General features: G+C 66.5%; 16 protein-coding genes and 1 tRNA gene. 4 read left to right on the forward strand and 13 right to left on the reverse strand.

Going from position 1 to position 16,972, the window contains the following annotated elements:
• From xdhA to EOJ32_RS11715, 4 genes are all read right to left on the reverse strand, one after another.
• Positions 1-1,449 (reverse strand): xanthine dehydrogenase small subunit, encoded by a 1,449-nt coding sequence (gene xdhA / locus EOJ32_RS11700; protein ID WP_127898670.1) that lies wholly within the window; start codon positions 1,447-1,449, stop codon positions 1-3.
• A 296-nt stretch (positions 1,450-1,745) separates the two neighbouring features.
• Entirely contained in the window at positions 1,746-2,999 is a 1,254-nt protein-coding gene (locus EOJ32_RS11705; protein WP_371705489.1) for a urate hydroxylase PuuD, read from the reverse strand.
• Position 3,000: 1 nt separating this feature from the next.
• Positions 3,001-3,351, reverse strand: coding sequence for a hydroxyisourate hydrolase (uraH, locus tag EOJ32_RS11710; protein WP_045981279.1), 351 nt, complete (start codon positions 3,349-3,351; stop codon positions 3,001-3,003).
• Positions 3,352-3,458: 107 nt separating this feature from the next.
• Entirely contained in the window at positions 3,459-4,937 is a 1,479-nt protein-coding gene (locus EOJ32_RS11715) for a nucleobase:cation symporter-2 family protein (protein WP_045999026.1), read from the reverse strand.
• 268 nt (positions 4,938-5,205) lie between these two features.
• On the opposite strand from EOJ32_RS11715, the gene bhcR reads away from it, so the two are divergent.
• Entirely contained in the window at positions 5,206-6,006 is an 801-nt protein-coding gene (gene bhcR / locus EOJ32_RS11720) for an HTH-type transcriptional regulator BhcR (RefSeq protein WP_127898671.1), read from the forward strand.
• Positions 6,007-6,013: 7 nt separating this feature from the next.
• Here bhcR and EOJ32_RS11725 read toward each other — a convergent pair whose 3' ends face one another.
• Positions 6,014-7,315: an NCS2 family permease gene (locus EOJ32_RS11725; protein WP_127898672.1), complete on the reverse strand. Its 1,302-nt coding sequence runs from the start codon at positions 7,313-7,315 to the stop codon at positions 6,014-6,016.
• Between the two features lie 218 nt (positions 7,316-7,533).
• Between EOJ32_RS11725 and puuE the strand changes: the two genes are divergently transcribed.
• Positions 7,534-8,940 carry an allantoinase PuuE gene (gene puuE, locus EOJ32_RS11730; protein WP_127898673.1) on the forward strand — a complete coding sequence of 469 codons (1,407 nt, stop codon included), beginning with the start codon at positions 7,534-7,536 and terminating at the stop codon, positions 8,938-8,940.
• A gap of 119 nt (positions 8,941-9,059) precedes the next feature.
• Entirely contained in the window at positions 9,060-9,836 is a 777-nt protein-coding gene (locus EOJ32_RS11735; protein WP_045981347.1) for a bifunctional allantoicase/(S)-ureidoglycine aminohydrolase, read from the forward strand.
• 16 nt (positions 9,837-9,852) lie between these two features.
• Here EOJ32_RS11735 and EOJ32_RS11740 read toward each other — a convergent pair whose 3' ends face one another.
• Entirely contained in the window at positions 9,853-10,182 is a 330-nt protein-coding gene (locus tag EOJ32_RS11740) for a DUF3140 domain-containing protein (protein WP_045981284.1), read from the reverse strand.
• Between the two features lie 116 nt (positions 10,183-10,298).
• Here EOJ32_RS11740 and EOJ32_RS11745 point away from each other — a divergent pair, with 116 nt between their 5' ends.
• Positions 10,299-11,495: a heparan-alpha-glucosaminide N-acetyltransferase domain-containing protein gene (locus EOJ32_RS11745; protein WP_127898674.1), complete on the forward strand. Its 1,197-nt coding sequence runs from the start codon at positions 10,299-10,301 to the stop codon at positions 11,493-11,495.
• Position 11,496: 1 nt separating this feature from the next.
• Here EOJ32_RS11745 and EOJ32_RS11750 read toward each other — a convergent pair whose 3' ends face one another.
• The 7 genes from EOJ32_RS11750 to EOJ32_RS11780 form a co-directional block, all read right to left on the reverse strand.
• A complete protein-coding gene (locus EOJ32_RS11750) occupies positions 11,497-12,405 on the reverse strand; it encodes a DMT family transporter (protein WP_240542546.1) in 909 nt (302 codons plus the stop codon).
• Positions 12,406-12,502: 97 nt separating this feature from the next.
• Positions 12,503-13,246 carry a YebC/PmpR family DNA-binding transcriptional regulator gene (locus EOJ32_RS11755; RefSeq protein WP_045981286.1) on the reverse strand — a complete coding sequence of 248 codons (744 nt, stop codon included), beginning with the start codon at positions 13,244-13,246 and terminating at the stop codon, positions 12,503-12,505.
• A gap of 124 nt (positions 13,247-13,370) precedes the next feature.
• Positions 13,371-13,598, reverse strand: coding sequence for a hypothetical protein (locus EOJ32_RS11760; RefSeq protein WP_045981287.1), 228 nt, complete (start codon positions 13,596-13,598; stop codon positions 13,371-13,373).
• 122 nt (positions 13,599-13,720) lie between these two features.
• Positions 13,721-15,505 (reverse strand): SLC13 family permease, encoded by a 1,785-nt coding sequence (locus EOJ32_RS11765; RefSeq protein ID WP_045999020.1) that lies wholly within the window; start codon positions 15,503-15,505, stop codon positions 13,721-13,723.
• A gap of 102 nt (positions 15,506-15,607) precedes the next feature.
• On the reverse strand, positions 15,608-16,423 hold the full coding sequence (locus EOJ32_RS11770; protein WP_127898675.1) for a TIGR00282 family metallophosphoesterase: 816 nt from the start codon (positions 16,421-16,423) through the stop codon (positions 15,608-15,610).
• Positions 16,424-16,523: 100 nt separating this feature from the next.
• Positions 16,524-16,730, reverse strand: a complete 207-nt coding sequence (locus tag EOJ32_RS11775; protein ID WP_042248736.1) for a cold-shock protein — start codon at positions 16,728-16,730, stop codon at positions 16,524-16,526.
• A gap of 155 nt (positions 16,731-16,885) precedes the next feature.
• Positions 16,886-16,960 (reverse strand) — tRNA-Thr (locus tag EOJ32_RS11780).
• Positions 16,961-16,972: the final 12 nt, after the last annotated feature.

Raw genomic sequence — 16,972 nt, forward strand, 5'->3', positions numbered from 1 at the left:
CTAGACTCCTTCGCTCTGGCGCAGCCGCACGGGCAGGCCGGGTTCGGATTGCTCCAGCCAGAACCGCCGGATCAGGTTGCGTGCGACGGTCGCGCGGTATTCCGCGCTGGCGCGCATGTCGGACAGCGGCTGGAAATCCTCCGCGATCGCGCGGGCGGCGGCATCGAAGCTTGCCGCCGCGAAGGGCTGCCCCTGCAGCGCGGCCTCGGCACGGCGGGCGCGCTTGGGCGTTCCGGCCATGCCGCCGAAGGCCAGCCGCGCACGGGTGATCATGCCGTCCGCAACGTCGATGCAGAACCCCGCCGCGACAGAGGTGATATCGCTGTCGCGCCGCTTGCTGACCTTGTAGGCCGCGATGCGCGCTTGGGGCTGCATGGGGATCAGGACCTCCTCGACGAACTCGCCTTGCTGGCGGTCCTGCTTGCCGTAGTCGATGAAGAAATCCTCCAGCGGCAGTTCGCGGCGCGTGTCGCCCCGACGCAGGACGATCCGCGCGTCCAGCGCGATCAGCAAGGGCGGCGTATCCCCGATCGGAGAGCCGTTGGCGATGTTCGCCCCGATGGTGCCGGCATTGCGCACCTGCCAGCCGCCGATGCGCGACCAGTACTCGGCGGCCTGCGGAACATGGCGGGCGATCAGGGGCGCGGCCTCGCTGTAGGTCACGCCGGCACCCAGGCGGATCATGCCGTCCTCGACCGTGATGTCCTTCATCAGGTGACCGATGAAGATGGCCGGGCTGATGTCGCGCATGAACTTCGTGACCCACAACCCGACATCGGTGGCGCCCGCGACCAGCGTCGCCTTGGGTTCGTCCAGCAACAGCTGGGCCAGATCGTCGGTATCGGCGGGGACCAGTGCCCGGTCCGCTCCGCGCGCAAGTGAAACCCGTGCGCCACGCATCCCGGCCAGGCGCGCGGCCACCGCGTCGCGTTCGCGGGACAGCGCGTCCTGGGCCTGCCCTCCGGCCGCGCCCGCGGCCAAGGCCGCGCGGATGATCGGCGCATAGCCCGTGCAGCGGCAGATGTTGCCCTGCAGCGCGGTCTCGATCTCGGCGGCATCGGCATCGGGATTGGTCATCCATAGCCCGTAGAGCGCCATCACGATGCCCGGCGTGCAGAAGCCGCACTGGCTGCCGTGATGGTCGACCATCGCGGCCTGGACCGGGTGCAGACCGCCATCGGGGCCGCGCAGATGCTCGATCGTAACGATATGGGTGGCATGGCACGAGGCCAGCAGCCGGATGCAGGCGTTCACCGGCTCATAGACCAGCCCTGCGGCGGTCAGGCGTCCCGCAAGCACCGTGCAGGCGCCGCAATCGCCCTCGGCGCAGCCCTCCTTGGTGCCGGTCATCCGGCGCGCAAGGCGCAGATGATCCAGCAGCGTGTCCGAAGCGCCGACCTCTGTCAGGGCGATCTCGGTGTCGTTCAGAAGAAACCGCAGCTGGGTCATGATAGCCTTTCCTTGCCTTGGTCCAAGTCTACGGCCTGGCGGTGCGTTTCGAAATCGGCTGTGATCTAGAAGACTTTACACGTTCCGTTGAAAGCGGGCCACCGTCACATGGCGTCAGGCGCGAAAGCCGCGCCATCTGCGACAATCTTCGGCAGCCATTTCCAGCGGTGGCCGGACCTCGCCGGGGGCGCAGAAAGGCGCGGCGGCCCCCCATCGAGGGGGACCGCCGCGCCCGGGGGACTGCGCCCCCGTGTCCCGCCGTTGCGCGGGCCGTTGTCGTTCAGCGAGGGACGGTCCTACAGGCCCGCGACCCCCAGGGGTCCGACCTCGCGGAACCAGCGCAGGATCGCGTCGCGTTCGGCGTCCTCCATCCCGGTGATGTTCGCAGGGGGCATCGCGTCGGTCAGTCCCGCCTGGACATAGACCTGATGCGCGGCGCGGGCGATGTCGGCGGGCGTCTCCAGCAGGACGCCCTTGGGCGCGGTGCGGATGCCGTCCCAGACCGGTTCGCGCGCATGGCACATCGAACAGCGGCCGATGACGGCCTGGCTGGCATCCTCGAACCCATCGGCCTCGGCGAAGCGCGTCTCGACCGGGGTCAGGGGCCGAGCCATCGCCTCGTCATAGCTGTCCTGGTTCACGCCGATCGACGCCAGCCACATCACCCCGATGAACAGCATCGTCGTGACCGCCCAGGTCCACCACTGGTATCCCTTGCGGGCGTGCATGGTGTTGAAGAAGTGCCGGATGGTCACACCCATCAGGAAGATCAGCGCCGCGATCAACCAGTTGTACTGGCTGGCGAAGGCCAGCGGGTAGTGGTTCGACAGCATCAGGAAGATGACCGGCAGCGTCAGGTAGTTGTTGTGCGTCGACCGCAGCTTGGCGATCTTGCCGTATTTCGGGTCGGCGGGGCGCCCGGCCTTCAGGTCGGCGACCACGATGCGCTGGTTCGGCATGATGATCAGGAACACGTTCGCGGTCATGATCGTCGCGGTGAAGGCGCCCAGATGCAGCAGCGCCGCGCGGCCCGTGAAGATCTGGTCATAGGCCCAGCCCATCGCCACCAGCGCCGCGAACAGCAGCAGCATCAGTACCGTGGGACGGTTGCCCAGGGGCGACTTGCACAGCCCGTCATAGATCAGCCAGCCCACCGCCAGCGACCCGCCCGAAATCAGGATCGCCTGCCAGATCGCCAGGTCGGCCTTGGCCGGCTCGATCAGGTACAGGTTGGCGCCGGCCCAATAGGTGACCATCAGCAGCGCGGCCCCAGACAGCCAGGTCGCATAGCTTTCCCATTTGAACCAGGTCAGATGCTCGGGCATGCGCTCGGGCGCGACCAGGTACTTGCGGATGTGATAGAACCCCCCGCCGTGGACCTGCCATTCCTCGCCATGCGCGCCCTTGGGAAGGTCGGGTGCCTTCTGCAGGCCCAGGTCCAGCGCGATGAAGTAGAACGACGACCCGATCCACGCGATGGCGGTGATCACGTGCAGCCAGCGGACGGCAAAGGAGAGGAACTCCCACAGGATGGCGATTTCCGGGATCATCTCAGCTGCCCCGATAGGTGGAATAGCCGAACGGAGAGACCAGCAGCGGCACGTGGTAATGGTCGTTCTGCGACATGCCGAAGCGGATCGGGATCACGTCCAGAAAGCGGGGGCTTTCGGGCGCCACGCCCGACGCGTCCATCCAGGCGCCGGCGTGGAATTCCAGCTCGTAGGTGCCGGTGGCGAAATCGCCCGCCGGCAGGATATGCGCATCGGTGCGCCCGTCGTCATTGGTCACCATGCGCGCGATCTCCTCGCGCGCGGGCGACAGCCGGAACAGCACCACCTGCATCCCGCGCGCGGGCAGCCCGCGCGCCGTGTCCAGAACATGCGTTGTCAGAAAACCCGACATGAAATCCCCCCGTCTTGATGGTTCCTGCGCCGTGATACCCGATTTGCCCAAGGGCGGCAGGGGCTTGATGGACAAGGCAGTCTTAAGAAACCGTGCATAATCGACCCTCAGTGATCGGCCAGCCGACCGGCCTCGGCCAGTTCAGCCTCGTCCGCGGGGGCTGCACCGTTGTAGAACCAGTTCAGCGCCACCGCGCTGACCGCGGCCAGCAGGATGCCCGAATGGATCAGCGGATGGATCGCATGGGGCAGCCACTGCTTGAAGTTCGGGGCGACCAGCGGGATCATCGCCATGCCGATGCTGATGGCCACGACGAACAGATTGTGGCGGTTGGCGGTGAAATCGACACGGCTCAGGATGCGGATGCCGGTGGCGGCGACCATCCCGAACATCACCAGCCCGGCCCCGCCCAGGACGGTGGTCGGCAGGCTTTCGACCAGGGCGCCCATCTTGGGGATCAGGCCCAGCACGATCATGATGATGCCGCCCGCCACGCAGACGAACCGCGACCGGATGCCCGTGACCCCCACCAGCCCGACGTTCTGCGAGAACGAGGTATAGGGGAAGGTGTTGAAGATGCCGCCCAGCATCGTGCCCAGACCGTCGGCACGCAGGCCCGCGGCCAGGCCGCGCGAATTGATCGGACGGCGGCACATATCCGACAGCGCCAGGAACATGCCCGTCGATTCGATCATCACCACGATCATCACCAGGACCATCGTGACGATCATCACCGGGTCAAAGGTCGGCAGGCCGAAATGGAAAGGCTTGATGACGGCGAACCAGGCGGCCTCTCCGACCTTGTCGAACTGCATCAGCCCCATCGCCGCCGCAGCGACGCCGCCCACGGCGATGCCCAGCAGCACGGCGATGTTGGCCATGAAGCCGCGGGCGAACCGCGACACCAGCAGGATCGTGCCCAGCACCAGCACCGCGATCAGGATGTTCGTCCCCGAAGCATAGGCGGGGTTCGGCATGGCGGGCGCCAGGCGCAGCCCCTCGGGCACGCCGCCCGCGGCGATGGCGCCGTCCAGCCAGGCCTGCTGCGCGGGATCGACAAGCATCGGCGCGGTCGGACCGACCGGCAGGCCGAAGATCCAGTTGATCCCGATGGGCATCAGGCTGATGCCGATGGCCAGGATGACCGTGCCGGTGACGACGGGCGGAAAGAACCGCAGGACCCGCCCGATCAACGGCGCCAGCAGGATGGCGATGAGGCCCGCCGCGATGATCGCCCCGAACAGCGCGCGCGCCCCGTCGGTGCCCGGCGTCTGGCCCGCGATGGCGACCATCGGCCCAACGGCCGCAAAGGTCACGCCCATCATCACCGGCAGGCGGATGCCGAAATACTGGGTCATGCCCAGGCTTTGGATCAGGGTCGCCAGTCCGCAGACGAACAGGTCGGCCGAGATCAGGAAGGCCACCTCCTCGGGCGGCAGCTGCAGGGCGCGGCCCACGATCAGCGGCACCGCGATGGCGCCCGCATACATGACCAGCACGTGCTGGAACCCCAGCGTGATCAATCGCCCCGTGGGCAGCATCTGGTCGACGGGATGGACCTGGGTCCGGGAAAGGCTGTCTGTCATGGCGGGCTCCCCTTCTGATGTCGCGTCGTGGTTGCGCGACTGACCCAGACCTAGCTTGGCCCGTCATTTTCCCGAAACGGATTTTCAGGGCGACGTCGGCACCCTACCCCCGGCTGCCCGAAATCCCGGCACCGAATCCGCCCCTGCCCAGCCCGTGCCGGGAACCCGCGGCGACCGAAAATGGAAATGTTTTCTAAGCGTTGGCTTTTTGGCTTGCGAGGCGTCATTTTCGCCCGCATCTAAAGGCAGCATTAACAAGGGACGCATAATGGCCGACCCGACCCGTAAGCGGGGGCGCCCCCGCAAGACCCTGCCCGACGCGCCGGGCACCGTGCAGTCGCTGGACCGGGCGCTGGACCTTCTGGACCTGCTGGCGGCCCATCCCGGCCTGACCTTGTCCGAGGTGGCGGACCGATCGGCGCAGCCGCCCTCGACCGTGCACCGGGTGCTGCACACGCTGGCCGCGCGCGGCATGGCCGAAAGCGACCCCGCGACGCAGGCCTGGAACATCGGGCCGCAGGCGTTCCGCCTGGGGTCGGCCTTCATGCGCCGGTCGGGCCTTGTGGAACGCGCCCGCCCGATCATGCGCGCGCTGATGGAACATACCGGCGAGACCGCGAACCTGGGCATCTTGCAGGGCGACAGCGTGCTGTTCCTGTCCCAGGTCGAGACCTCCGAGACGATCCGCGCGTTCTTCCCCCCCGGCACCCGGTCGCCCCTGCATGCATCGGGGATCGGCAAGGCGCTGCTGGCGTTCCGGCCCGACAGCGTCGCGGCACTGGGTCCCCTGGCGCGGTTCACCGACACAACGCTGACCGACCCCGCGGCGCTGGAGGCGGACCTGGCCCGCATCCGGCACCGCGGCTTTTCCTTCGACGACGAGGAACGCAGCCGGGGCATGCGCTGCATCGCGGCCCCCGTCTTCGATCTGTCCGGAGAGGCGATCGCCGGGATCAGCGTCAGCGGCCCCACGCACCGCATCGGGGCCGAATACGTCAAGACCCTGGGCGCGGTGGTGGCCGCCGCGGCGGCCAACCTGTCCGATGCCCTGGGCGGCCCGACCCGCTGACCGGGGGTCAGTGCGCGCCGAACAGCGCGAACTTTGCCACGAACAGGGCCGCGATGATCCAGGTTGCGGCATGCACCTCGCGCGCGCGGCCGGTCAGCAGCTTGATCACGGCATAGCTGATGAAGCCGAAGGCCAGGCCGTTGGCGATGGAATAGGTCAGCGGCATGGCGATGGCGGTCAGCACCGAAGGCGCGGCCTCGGTCACGTCGTCCCAGCTGACCTCGGCCAGCTCGCGCACCATCAGCGTCGCGACATACAGAAGCGCCGGCGCGGTCGCATAGGCGGGCACCGACCCGGCCAGCGGCGCAAAGAACATCGCGGCCAGGAACAGCAGGCCCACGACCACCGTGGTCAGGCCGGTCCGGCCCCCCGCCTGCACGCCTGACGCGCTCTCCACATAGGCGGTCGTCGAGGACGTGCCCAGCAGCGCACCGGCCGTGATCGCGGTCGAATCCGCCATCAGCGCACGGCCCAGGTTCTTGTTCTTGTGGGTCGGCCCCTCGGTCAGCAGGCCTGCGCGCTTGGCCACGCCGATCAGCGTGCCGGTGGCGTCGAAGACCTCGACCAGGACCATGACCAGAACGACCTGGAAGATGCCGAAGGTCAGCGCGCCCATCAGGTCCATCTGCAGGAAGGTCGGCGCGATCGACGGCGGCATGGACATGACGCCCGAAAACTGGCTTACGCCAAGAACGATCGCCGCGACTGTCACCACCAGGATGCCGATCAGGATCGCCCCCGTGACGCGCAGCGCATCCAGCGTCACGATCAGGAAGAACCCGCAGATCGTCAGCAGCGTGCCCGTGGCGGTCAGATCGCCCAGCGCGACCAGCGTCGCGGGGTTGCCCACCACGATGCCCGACGACTGCAGCGCAATGATCGCCAGGAACAGCCCGATGCCCGCCGCGATGGCGCTGCGCATCGACGCGGGGATGCCCGCGATCAGCCAGCGCCGGATGCCCGTCAGCGACAGGAACAGGAAGATCATCCCGCTGATGAACACCGCGCCCAGCGCCTGCTGCCAGGTAAAGCCCATGACGCCCACGACGGTGAAGGCGAAGAAGGCGTTCAGCCCCATGCCCGGCGCCATGCCGATAGGCCAGTTGGCCCACATCCCCATGATCAGCGAGCCCAGCGCCGCGGCAAGGCAGGTCGCGACGAAGACCGCGTCGCGGTCCATGCCGGTTGTGGACAGGATGTCCGGATTGACGAAGATGATATATGCCATCGTCAGGAAGGTGGTGATCCCGGCGATCACCTCCGTCCTGACGCTGCTGCCTTTTTCGGCAAGTCCAAAATAGCGTTCCATGCGTCCCCCCTTGGCGGACCCCCCGTCCGCCGTTGGGCCGGACAGTGGGCGGCGCGGCCTCATGCCGCAATTGTCCCCGGCGCGTAAGTCTTTCAACGCGATTTTGAAAGACCCGACCATTGTCGCGCATTCCTTGATACAGAATTCCGCCCCTGACCGCTTGTCCTTACGCGGCCGCCGCGCTTTGCTGACGCAACGACAGGCACAAGGGGAGAGAGATGCGCTACAGCCGAGACCTGACCGGATATGGCCGGACCACCCCCAATCCCCGCTGGCCGGGCGGTGCCCGCATCGCGGTCCAGATCGTCCTCAACTATGAGGAAGGCGGAGAGAACAGCATCGAGCATGGCGATCCCGCCTCGGAGGCGTTCCTGTCCGAGATCATCGGCGCCCAGCCCTGGCCCGGCCAGCGGCACTGGAACATGGAATCGATCTATGACTATGGCGCGCGGTCGGGCTTCTGGCGGATGCACCGCATGCTTTGCGACCTGCCGATCACCGTCTATGGCGTCGCCACCGCGCTGGAGCGCAGCCCCGAACAGGTTGCCGCCATGCAGGAGGCCGGGTGGGAGATCGCGACCCATGGCCTGAAATGGATCGACTATCGCAACGTCCCGCGCGAGGTCGAGGCCGACCACATCGCCCAGGCCGTGGCCCTGCACACCGCCATCACCGGCGAACGCCCGCACGGTTTCTATCAGGGGCGCACGTCGATGAACACGGTGGCCTTGGGCTGCGAGGAAGGCGGGTTCGCCTATCTGGCCGACACCATCGCGGACGAACTGCCCTATTGGCACGTCCACAACGACCGGCCGCAGCTGATGGTGCCCTATACGATGGACGCCAATGACATGCGCTTTTCCAGCGGTCAGGGGTTCGGCACGGGAACTGATTTCTTCGACTATCTGCGCGACAGCTTCGACATCCTCTATGCCGAAGGGGCCGCCGGCGCGCCCAAGATGATGTCCATCGGCCTGCACTGCCGCCTGGCTGGGCGCCCCGGTCGGGCGATGGCGATCCAGCGGTTCCTGGAGCACGCCCGCAGCCATGAGGGCGTCTGGTTCGCCAGCCGCCTGGACATCGCCCGCCATTGGACGGCCGAACATCCGTTCCAGCGCCGCACGCGCCCGTCGCAGATGGACCGCGCCGCCTTTGTCGCACGGTTCGGCGGCGTCTATGAACATTCGCCCTTCATCGCCGAACGCGTCTGGGATGCCGAGATGGGTGCCGTCCACGACACGCCCGGCGGCCTTGCCGGACGCATGGCACAGATGTTCCGCGCGTCAGGCGACGACGAACGACTGGGCGTGCTGCGGGCCCACCCCGATCTGGCGGGCAAGCTGGCGCAGGCCAAGCGTCTGACCGCCGACAGCACCGCCGAACAGGCCAGCGCCGGTCTGGACGCGCTGACCGATGCGGAACGGGCCGAATTCACACGCCTGAACGACGCCTATGTCGCCAAGCACGGCTTTCCGTTCATCATCGCGGTTCGTGACCACGACAAGGCGGGCATCCTGTCCGCCATGCAGGCCCGCGTCGACAACGACACCGCCACCGAACGCGCCACAGCCGAGGCGCAGGTCACCCGCATCGCCACCCTTCGCCTGAAAGAGATCCTGAAATGACCCAGACCGGCCCCGCGGGCGCCCCCACCGGCGACATCGCCCAGCTTCCCACCGATGATGCCACCGCGCCGCGCATCCGCTATGCCGGCCCCGTGGCGGGCCTGCCGCCCCAGACGGGGATGACCACCGACACCGCCATCTTCACCGAGGCCTATGCCGTTATCCCCCGCACCGTGATGCGCGACATCGTCACCAGCTATCTGCCCGGCTGGCAGGGGATGCGGTTCTGGATGTTGGCCCGCCCGCTGACCGGATTTGCGGAAACCTTCAGCCAGTACATCGTCGAACTGGCCGAAGGCGGCGGCAGCGACACGCCTGACGACGACCCCGAGGTCCAGCACGCGATCTTCGTCACCGGCGGCGACATGCAGGTCGTGATCGACGGGACCGAGCATTTGCTGTCGCCGGGCGGCTTTGCCTATATCCCGGCTGGCACGCCGTGGCGGGTCCGGAACCGCACCGCAGGCCCCGCGGGCTTTCACTGGTGGCGCAAGCGCTGGCAGCCCTTTGCCGGCACGGACAAGCCCGACCCTATCGTGGTGCAGGAACAAGACATCGCCCCGTCCATGATGCCCGACACGGACGGGGCATGGGGCACCACGCGCTTCATGGACCCGGCCGATCTGCGCCATGACATGCACATCACTGTCGTGACGTTCAAACCCGGCGGCTCGATCCCCTTCGCGGAAACGCACGTGATGGAACACGGCCTGTTCGTGCTGGAAGGAAAGGCCGTCTATCGCCTGAACCGGGACTGGGTCGAGGTAGGTCCGGGCGATTACATGTGGCTGCGCGCCTTCTGCCCGCAAGCCTGCTACGCCGGCGGTCCGGGGCCGTTCCGCTATCTGCTGTACAAGGACGTGAACCGACACGCGACGCTGTGGCCGAACCGCTAATTCGCCGGGGCCGCGATCACTTCAGCGGATCGTGGCCCCAGTTCATCAGGGAATAGCGCCAGTCGCTGTGTTCCTTGTCCTTTTCGGGGCCACCCTGTGCCAAGTGGCGCTTGATGTAGCCCGCGACCTTGGCCATGTGCGACCAGTCGTCGTCGGTCAGGTCGGCCTTCTTCTTGTCCTTGATGCGCAGGATGTGGCGGCCTGACTTGTGGCCGGTGCTTTCGCCCTGCCCGCCGGTGTCGCCCACCGACTTGCTGTCGTCAGTGTCCAGCCAATCCTTCAGCTGGGACGGCGTCATGTTCACCAGCTTCTGCCAGTCGTCCCAAACCTGTTCATGCGATGCCATTGAATCCTCCTGCGATCGGCGGAAAAACTCTTGGCGCCAATGCGCGGTTCCAATCGGGCGGCATTCTGCTATGACCCCGCGTTGCACAGAATGCAAATTATTAACGTGGTAAACAGATGCGGATCATTGGCCTTGATGCGGCGCGAAGCCTGGCGATCGTGCTGGCGATGTCGTCGCATGTCTTTGCGGATGTGGGCCTTTACGCCCACATGTCCGAACCGCTGACCCGCGTTGCGGGATTTGCCTTCCAGATCGCCACACCGACCTTCATCCTGCTGTTCGGCACGATGCTGGAGGTGGTCTATCGCCCACGCTGGACCACGCGTCAGGCGCGCCATGGGGTTGCCATGCGGCTTCTGTCGCGGGCGTTCCAGTGCTGGGTTCTCTATGCGCTGACGATCCTGACATTGACCTTGACCGATGACGGCTACTCGGTGCCCTACAGCACCGCGACGATCCTGTTCATGGGAAATTCACCCTATACGGAAATTCTGAAGTTCTATGCCATCGTCCTCGCCATTGCGCCGATCCTGTTGTGGATCCGGGCGCGGACCGGGCTGCTGCCGCTGGCGGTCGCCGCGCTGGCTTGTCACGCGGCGTGGCCCCTGCTCAGCGGCCTTCCGGACGTCCAGAACGATCTGGGCGCGCCCACCCCCGTGGCCAGCCTCGTGCAGTTTCTGACCGGTTTCGGCGACCTGCCGCTTGCAGGTCCGTCCGTGCTGCACGGACTGACGCTGGTCATCGCCGGACAATGCCTGGGCCGCTATCTGACCGGCCGGTCGCCGGCGGGATCGACAGACCCCTTGGCCGATCCGGGCTTTGGCCGCCGGGTGCGTGCGCTGCTGGTCGGGGGCGCGGGGGTCGCGCTGATCGGCGGGCTGTTCGTCAGCGTCGACGTGATCGACGGCTTGGCGGATGGCAGCCTGCGCCGGGACAGCAATCCGCTCTATTTCGCAACTGGCATCCTGTCGGCCACGCTGATGACGCTGTTCTTCGTCTGGATGATCGACATCCGAAAAGTCGGAAGCATCGGGGCATGGTCCCAAGCCACCTTCTTTGGCCGCACCAGCATGTTCACCTTCGCCTGGGGCAATGTCCTGCTGTATCTGGTCGCCCCCCAGCCCACCGACGTGACCGGGGCAGTGGGATGGACCGCCGCCCTGCTGGCCGCGCTATGCGTGATGAGCCTTGGTTTCGACCGCGCCGCGCGCCGCTCGACGACGGTGGCGACCACGCTGACGCGGCTCAGATGGCCCGCCGACTGGCTGGCCGAACGGCTGCTATGGGGGATGGGCCGACTGCGCGCGGCCTAGCTCAAACCTTGGTGGCGCTGACCGGTGGCGTGACGGTGCGGGCGCGGATGCGCGCCTCGCGCCAGGTGATATAGCTGATCGCCCCGATCATCAGACCGCCGCCCAGGATCACCCACGGGTCCAGCGGCTCATGAAAGACCAGCACGCCGACCAGGCTGGCCCAGATCAGCTGCAGGAACGTCACCGGCTGCGTGACCGTCAGCGGCGCCGCCGCAAAGGCCCGCGTCATCGTGTAATGGCCAAGCGTCGCAAAGACCGCGACCAGCGCCAGCCAGCCCAGCTGGCCCATCGTCGGCGGCACCCACTGCGCGATGGCCAGCGGTGCCAGACCGACCGATACCGTCAGCGACATCATCGCCACGACCACCGCCGCGGGCACGCGATCCGACAGCTGCTTCGCGATCAGATAGGACAGACCGAAGGCGACAGCGGCCAGAACCTGGCTCAGATGCCCGGGGTCCAGCTCCCGCAACCCCGGCCGCAGTACGACCAGCGCGCCCATAAGCGCCACCGCCACCGCCGCGATCCGCCGCGAGGCCAGCTTTTCACCCAAAAACAGCGCGGCGCAGATCGTCACGATGATGGGGTTCAGAAAGCCGATGGCCGTCACCTCGGCCACGGTGATGCGCGACATCGCATAGAACCAAGCGACCACCGCCACCACGTGCAGCGCCCCACGCAGCGCGAACAGCCCCCAGATCCCCCGCGAAAACCCGCCCCGCAAGGCGCTGGTGATGACCGGGGCCAGAAACACCAATCCGAACAGAAAGCGGATGAACGCCGCCTGTGCCGCGGGCAGCGCGCCGTCCAGCCCGCGCACGATGGTGTTGACCGCGACAAAGCACAGCCCTGTCGCCAGCATCCATCCGATGCCGATCAGGTCGCGGCGTGTCTCGCTTTGCATCTGCATGATCTGCAATTGCCGCCTTTCCCGGCGGCGCGCAAGGCGCAAAACGCAAGACGGGCCGCCCCCGATGGGAACGGCCCGCCCGCGCGATCGACGGCGATTACAGTTGCGCCGCGATCTCTTCCGAGATGTCGAAATTGCCGGTGACGGTCTGGACGTCGTCGTCATCCTCCAGCGTGTCGATCAGGCGCATCAGCTTTTGCGCGGTCTCAAGGTCGGTGACCTCGGTGGGCGCCTGCGGCTTCCAGATCAGCTTGGCGGTGTCGGATTCGCCCAAGGACGCCTCCAATGCGCTGGACACCTCGTTCAGCGCGGTGTCGGCGCAATAGATCCAGTGGCCCTCCTCGTCGGATTCGACGTCGTCGGCCCCGGCCTCCAGCGCGGCCAGCATGACCGTATCGGCATCGCCAGCGGATGCGGGATAGACGATCTCTCCGACCCGGTCGAACATGAAGCTGACCGAACCGGTCTGGCCCATGTCGCCGCCCGACTTGGTGAAATAGCTGCGCACGTTCGACGCGGTGCGGTTGCGGTTGTCCGTCATCGCCTCGACCACCAGCGCGATCCCGTTCGGGCCGTAACCCTCATAGCGGATCTCGTCATAGGTCTCGGCGTCGCCGCCCTGCGATTTCTTGATGGCGCGGTCGATCACGTCCTTGGGGACGGATTTCGACTTGGCCTCCTTGACGGCCAGGCGCAGGCGCGGGTTCTTTTCAGGATCGGGGTCGCCCATCTTGGCGGCCACGGTGATCTCTTTCGCCAGCTTGGAGAACAGCTTGGACCGCAGCTTGTCCTGCCGGCCCTTGCGGTGCTGGATGTTGGCCCATTTGGAATGCCCTGCCATGTCGGGTCGTCCTTCGTGCGGAAACTGGAATATGGCCCGCTTCTAGTCCAGCGGGCACCCCCATCGCAATGCGAAACGCGGCCCCAGGGGGCCGCGCGGTGGTCGTCCGGTGATCGGGCGCGCCTTACAGCGCGGCGGAACCGCCCAGGATGCGGCGGACTTCGCCGTCGCGGGTCAGGCCCTTGGCGGACAGTTCGGCATCCGACATCTGGCTCAGGCGGTTCAGCGCGCGCATCTGCGGGCTTGCCTCGGCCAAAGCGATCATGAAGCGGCCCACGGCACGGAACGGCGCCAACAGCGAGCCGGCCGAGAAACCGGTGGATTTGTGATCGACAGAAGCGATGGTCGCCATGTGGAAACTCCTTGCATAGGACAAAGTCGTTTCCTCCCCTGCGCCCTAGATCGGGGTTTTGCCCCCCGATCGCAACCGCCGATGCTGCATGGCAGCATTGCAGTCGCGGCAAACGCAAGGCGTCAAGGAACCAGCGGCCACAGGATGGGGATGATCAGGCACGCCACGATGCCGCAGATGATGTCCAGCGGCACGCCCACCTTGACGAAGTCAGAGAACCGATACCCCCCCGGTCCATAAACCATCATATGTGTCTGATAGCCGATGGGCGTCGCAAAGGCGACGGTTGCCGCGAACATGACGGCCACGACATAGGGTCGTGGGTCGTGGCCAAGGGTCGTGGCCAGCGCGATGGCAATGGGCGTCAGCAGGACGGCGACCGCGTTGTTCGACAGGACCTCGGTCAGGATCAGGCCTAGGAAATAGACCGCGATCAGGGTCAGGAACGGCGGCAGGTCCATCAGGTGCGGCGCCAGGAAGTCGACGATCAGGTTTACCGTCCCCGTATGTTCCAGCGCCTCGCCCACGGCCAGCATGGCGAAGATCATCGCCATCAGGCGGCCGTCCACGAAAGAGAACGCCTCTTCGGCGTCGACGCAGCGGGTGATGAGGATCACCGCCGCCGCCAGGAAGGACAGCGCCAGGATCGGGGCGACGTTCAGGGCCGCCAGCGTCACCACGGCCAGCAGGCAGATGATCGCGATGGGGGCGCGATTGCGCCGATAGGCCCGCGCCGAGGGGCGCGAGACGTCGACCATCTCCATGTCGGTGGCCAGGCGGCCGATATCCTCGGGCGCGCCCTCCAGCAGCAGGGTGTCGCCCACGCGCACCACCAGGTCGTCCAGCTGGCGACCGATGTTCTGGTTCCGCCGGTGCGCCGCCAGGACATAGATGCCATAGCGGCGGCGCAGGCGCAGGTCGCCAAGGCGGCGACCGATCAGATGGCAGCCCGGCGAGATCAGAACCTCGACCGTCTCGGTCGCGACCGAGCCCAGTTTGTCCAGCATCTGCAGGTTCTTGTTGTCCAGCATCTCCAGCAGGTCGGACATCTCCGACCGCAGGACGACGCGGTCGCCGGGGGCCAGCACGACCTCGGGCAGGTTGCGGCGCAGCGACGCGTCGCCCCGCAGCACGTCGATCAGGCGCACCGCGTCGCGCTTGAACAGCGCCACCTCGGTCACGGTCTGGCCGACCAGGGACGAATCCTCGGGGATCGCGACCTCGGTGAAGTACTTCATCTCGCGGCGCGACCCCAGGAAGCCGGCCAGCGAGGTGCGTTCGGGCAGAAGCTTGCGCCCGATCAGCAGGAAATAGGCGATCCCGGCAAGGGTGATGGCGATGCCCACCGGGGCGATCTCGAAGATCGTGAAGGGCTCCATCCCGCGTTCGCGCGCCACCCCGTCGACCAGCAGGTTGGTCGAGGTGCCGATCAACGAGATCATGCCCCCCATCAACGTGAAATAGCTAAGTGGCATCAACAATTTGGACGGCGTTGTTCCAAGCCGCAGCGCCAGCTGGATGCAGATCGGGATCATCACCGCGACGACCGGCGTGTTGTTCATTACCGCCGATGCAACGATCACGAAGCCGAACAGGCTGGCCACCGCCAGCATCGGATTGGTGTCAGCGCGGGCCGACACGATGCTGGACATCAGGTCCAGCGCCCCCGTCCGCATCAGGCCGCCCATCAGCAGGTACATGAAGGCGATCGTCCAGGGCGCGGCATTTGACAGCACCCCCGCCGCATCCTCGACCGGCAGCAGCCCCAGCACCATCATCGTCGCCGCCGAGGCGATGGCGATGACCTCGGGCGGGTGCTTTTCGCGGATGAAGAGGACAAAGGTGATGCTGACGATGATCAGCATGGCAACGGAAGCGGTCGTGCCGGTCAGTTCAAAGCCAAGCATGAAGATCCTGTCTCGTCACACGGCCCGGATGCGGCCCCGACATCGGGGTGTAGAGCAGTTTTCTGCGCTGCCGCAAGCGAAAGTTGAAACGGTGCCGGTGGGTCAGGCCGGATGCGTGGCCGCCAGCCGACCGCCGTCGCGCACCGGCTGGACGCTGCGCGCCTGCCCCGTGCGGTCGTCCGTCTCGACCAGCACGCCGGACAGCGTCGCCTCGCCTTCGGCGGGCACGAAGCGGTCGCGGACCATGCCGGTGATGAAGCGGCGCAGCGGCTCCGCCTTGTCCATGCCGATCACGCTGTCATAGTCGCCGCACATCCCCGCATCGGTCAGATAGGCCGTTCCGCGCGGCAGCACCTGTGCATCGGCCGTGGGGACGTGGGTGTGGGTGCCCACCACCAGGCTGGCGCGCCCGTCGCAGAAATGACCCACGGCCATCTTCTCGCTGGTCGCCTCGGCGTGGATGTCGACCAGGGCGCCCTGCACCATGCCGCCCGGCGGATGGGCGCGCAGCACGCCGTCCAGTGCCGAGAACGGATCGTCATAGGGACGCGACATGAACACTTGGCCCAAGGCCTGCACGATCAGCGCCTTGCGCCCGCGCTGGTCGCTGATGATCGTGTGACCGCGGCCCGGCGCCTCGCGCGCGAAGTTCAGAGGGCGCACGATCCGCGGTTCGCGGTCGATGAAGGCCAGCATGTCCTTTTGATCAAAGGCATGGTCGCCAAGCGTCAGGCAATCGGCCCCCGCCTCCAGCAGCAGCTGCGCGTGACCCGCGGTCAGGCCCCGCCCGCCGCTTGCGTTCTCCGAATTGACCACGACAAGATCGGCCTTCAGCCGGGCGCGCAGCCCCGCCAGCCGTTCGGTGATCGCCCGACGGCCCGAACGGCCCATCACATCGCCAAGAAACAGAATTTTCATGGGGGTCTGCTATGCCAATCTGCGTGCGGCCTCAAGCGCGCACATGCAAAAAGGGCTGCCTTGCGGCAGCCCTTTCATATCGTCGCCGTAAGGCGTCGGATCAGACGAACTGAACGTTCGTTGCCGATTCGCGACCGTCACGGCCACGCTCCAGCTCGAACGTCACCTTCTGGCCGTCGGCCGGAGCCGACAGGCCCGCGCGCTCGAGAGCCGAGATGTGCAGGAAAACGTCCTGGCGGCCGCCTTCCGGTTGAATGAAGCCGAACCCTTTGGTGCTGTTGAACCACTTCACGGTGCCGTTGGCCATCGTGAGATCTCCTGTCTTAGTGTTCCACCCGCAGTATGCGGTGGCTTGGCCGTCAGATTAACAAAGCAGACTGAAGGCAGAAGCAGACAGGATGCAGAGAATTTAACGTAGCCATGTCTAGATAGGGCGGACAGGGCCTTAATGCAAGGGAAACTTGGTGCCGGCTGAGGGATTTGAACCCCCGACCCCCTGATTACAAATCAGACGCTCTACCACTGAGCTAAGCCGGCATCGTCGTCCGA

It is taken from the genome of Paracoccus sp. Arc7-R13, assembly GCF_004010775.1.
GTDB lineage: Bacteria > Pseudomonadota > Alphaproteobacteria > Rhodobacterales > Rhodobacteraceae > Paracoccus > Paracoccus marcusii.

Excerpts from the sequence above, each read along its gene's own strand:
- EOJ32_RS11740 (WP_045981284.1), bottom strand. The coding sequence starts at position 10,182 with ATGGCATCGCATGAACAGGTTTGGGACGACTGGCAGAAGCTGGTGAAC.
- EOJ32_RS11765 (WP_045999020.1), bottom strand. The coding sequence starts at position 15,505 with ATGCTTGGCTTTGAACTGACCGGCACGACCGCTTCCGTTGCCATGCTG.
- EOJ32_RS11745 (WP_127898674.1), top strand. The coding sequence starts at position 10,299 with ATGCGGATCATTGGCCTTGATGCGGCGCGAAGCCTGGCGATCGTGCTG.
- EOJ32_RS11715 (WP_045999026.1), bottom strand. The coding sequence starts at position 4,937 with ATGACAGACAGCCTTTCCCGGACCCAGGTCCATCCCGTCGACCAGATG.
- puuE (WP_127898673.1), top strand. The coding sequence starts at position 7,534 with ATGCGCTACAGCCGAGACCTGACCGGATATGGCCGGACCACCCCCAAT.
- EOJ32_RS11770 (WP_127898675.1), bottom strand. The coding sequence starts at position 16,423 with ATGAAAATTCTGTTTCTTGGCGATGTGATGGGCCGTTCGGGCCGTCGG.
- bhcR (WP_127898671.1), top strand. The coding sequence starts at position 5,206 with ATGGCCGACCCGACCCGTAAGCGGGGGCGCCCCCGCAAGACCCTGCCC.
- EOJ32_RS11725 (WP_127898672.1), bottom strand. The coding sequence starts at position 7,315 with ATGGAACGCTATTTTGGACTTGCCGAAAAAGGCAGCAGCGTCAGGACG.
- EOJ32_RS11760 (WP_045981287.1), bottom strand. The coding sequence starts at position 13,598 with ATGGCGACCATCGCTTCTGTCGATCACAAATCCACCGGTTTCTCGGCC.
- uraH (WP_045981279.1), bottom strand. The coding sequence starts at position 3,351 with ATGTCGGGTTTTCTGACAACGCATGTTCTGGACACGGCGCGCGGGCTG.
- EOJ32_RS11775 (WP_042248736.1), bottom strand. The coding sequence starts at position 16,730 with ATGGCCAACGGCACCGTGAAGTGGTTCAACAGCACCAAAGGGTTCGGC.
- EOJ32_RS11735 (WP_045981347.1), top strand. The coding sequence starts at position 9,060 with ATGACCACCGACACCGCCATCTTCACCGAGGCCTATGCCGTTATCCCC.
- EOJ32_RS11705 (WP_371705489.1), bottom strand. The coding sequence starts at position 2,999 with ATGATCCCGGAAATCGCCATCCTGTGGGAGTTCCTCTCCTTTGCCGTC.
- xdhA (WP_127898670.1), bottom strand. The coding sequence starts at position 1,449 with ATGACCCAGCTGCGGTTTCTTCTGAACGACACCGAGATCGCCCTGACA.
- EOJ32_RS11755 (WP_045981286.1), bottom strand. The coding sequence starts at position 13,246 with ATGGCAGGGCATTCCAAATGGGCCAACATCCAGCACCGCAAGGGCCGG.
- EOJ32_RS11750 (WP_240542546.1), bottom strand. The coding sequence starts at position 12,405 with ATGCAGATGCAAAGCGAGACACGCCGCGACCTGATCGGCATCGGATGG.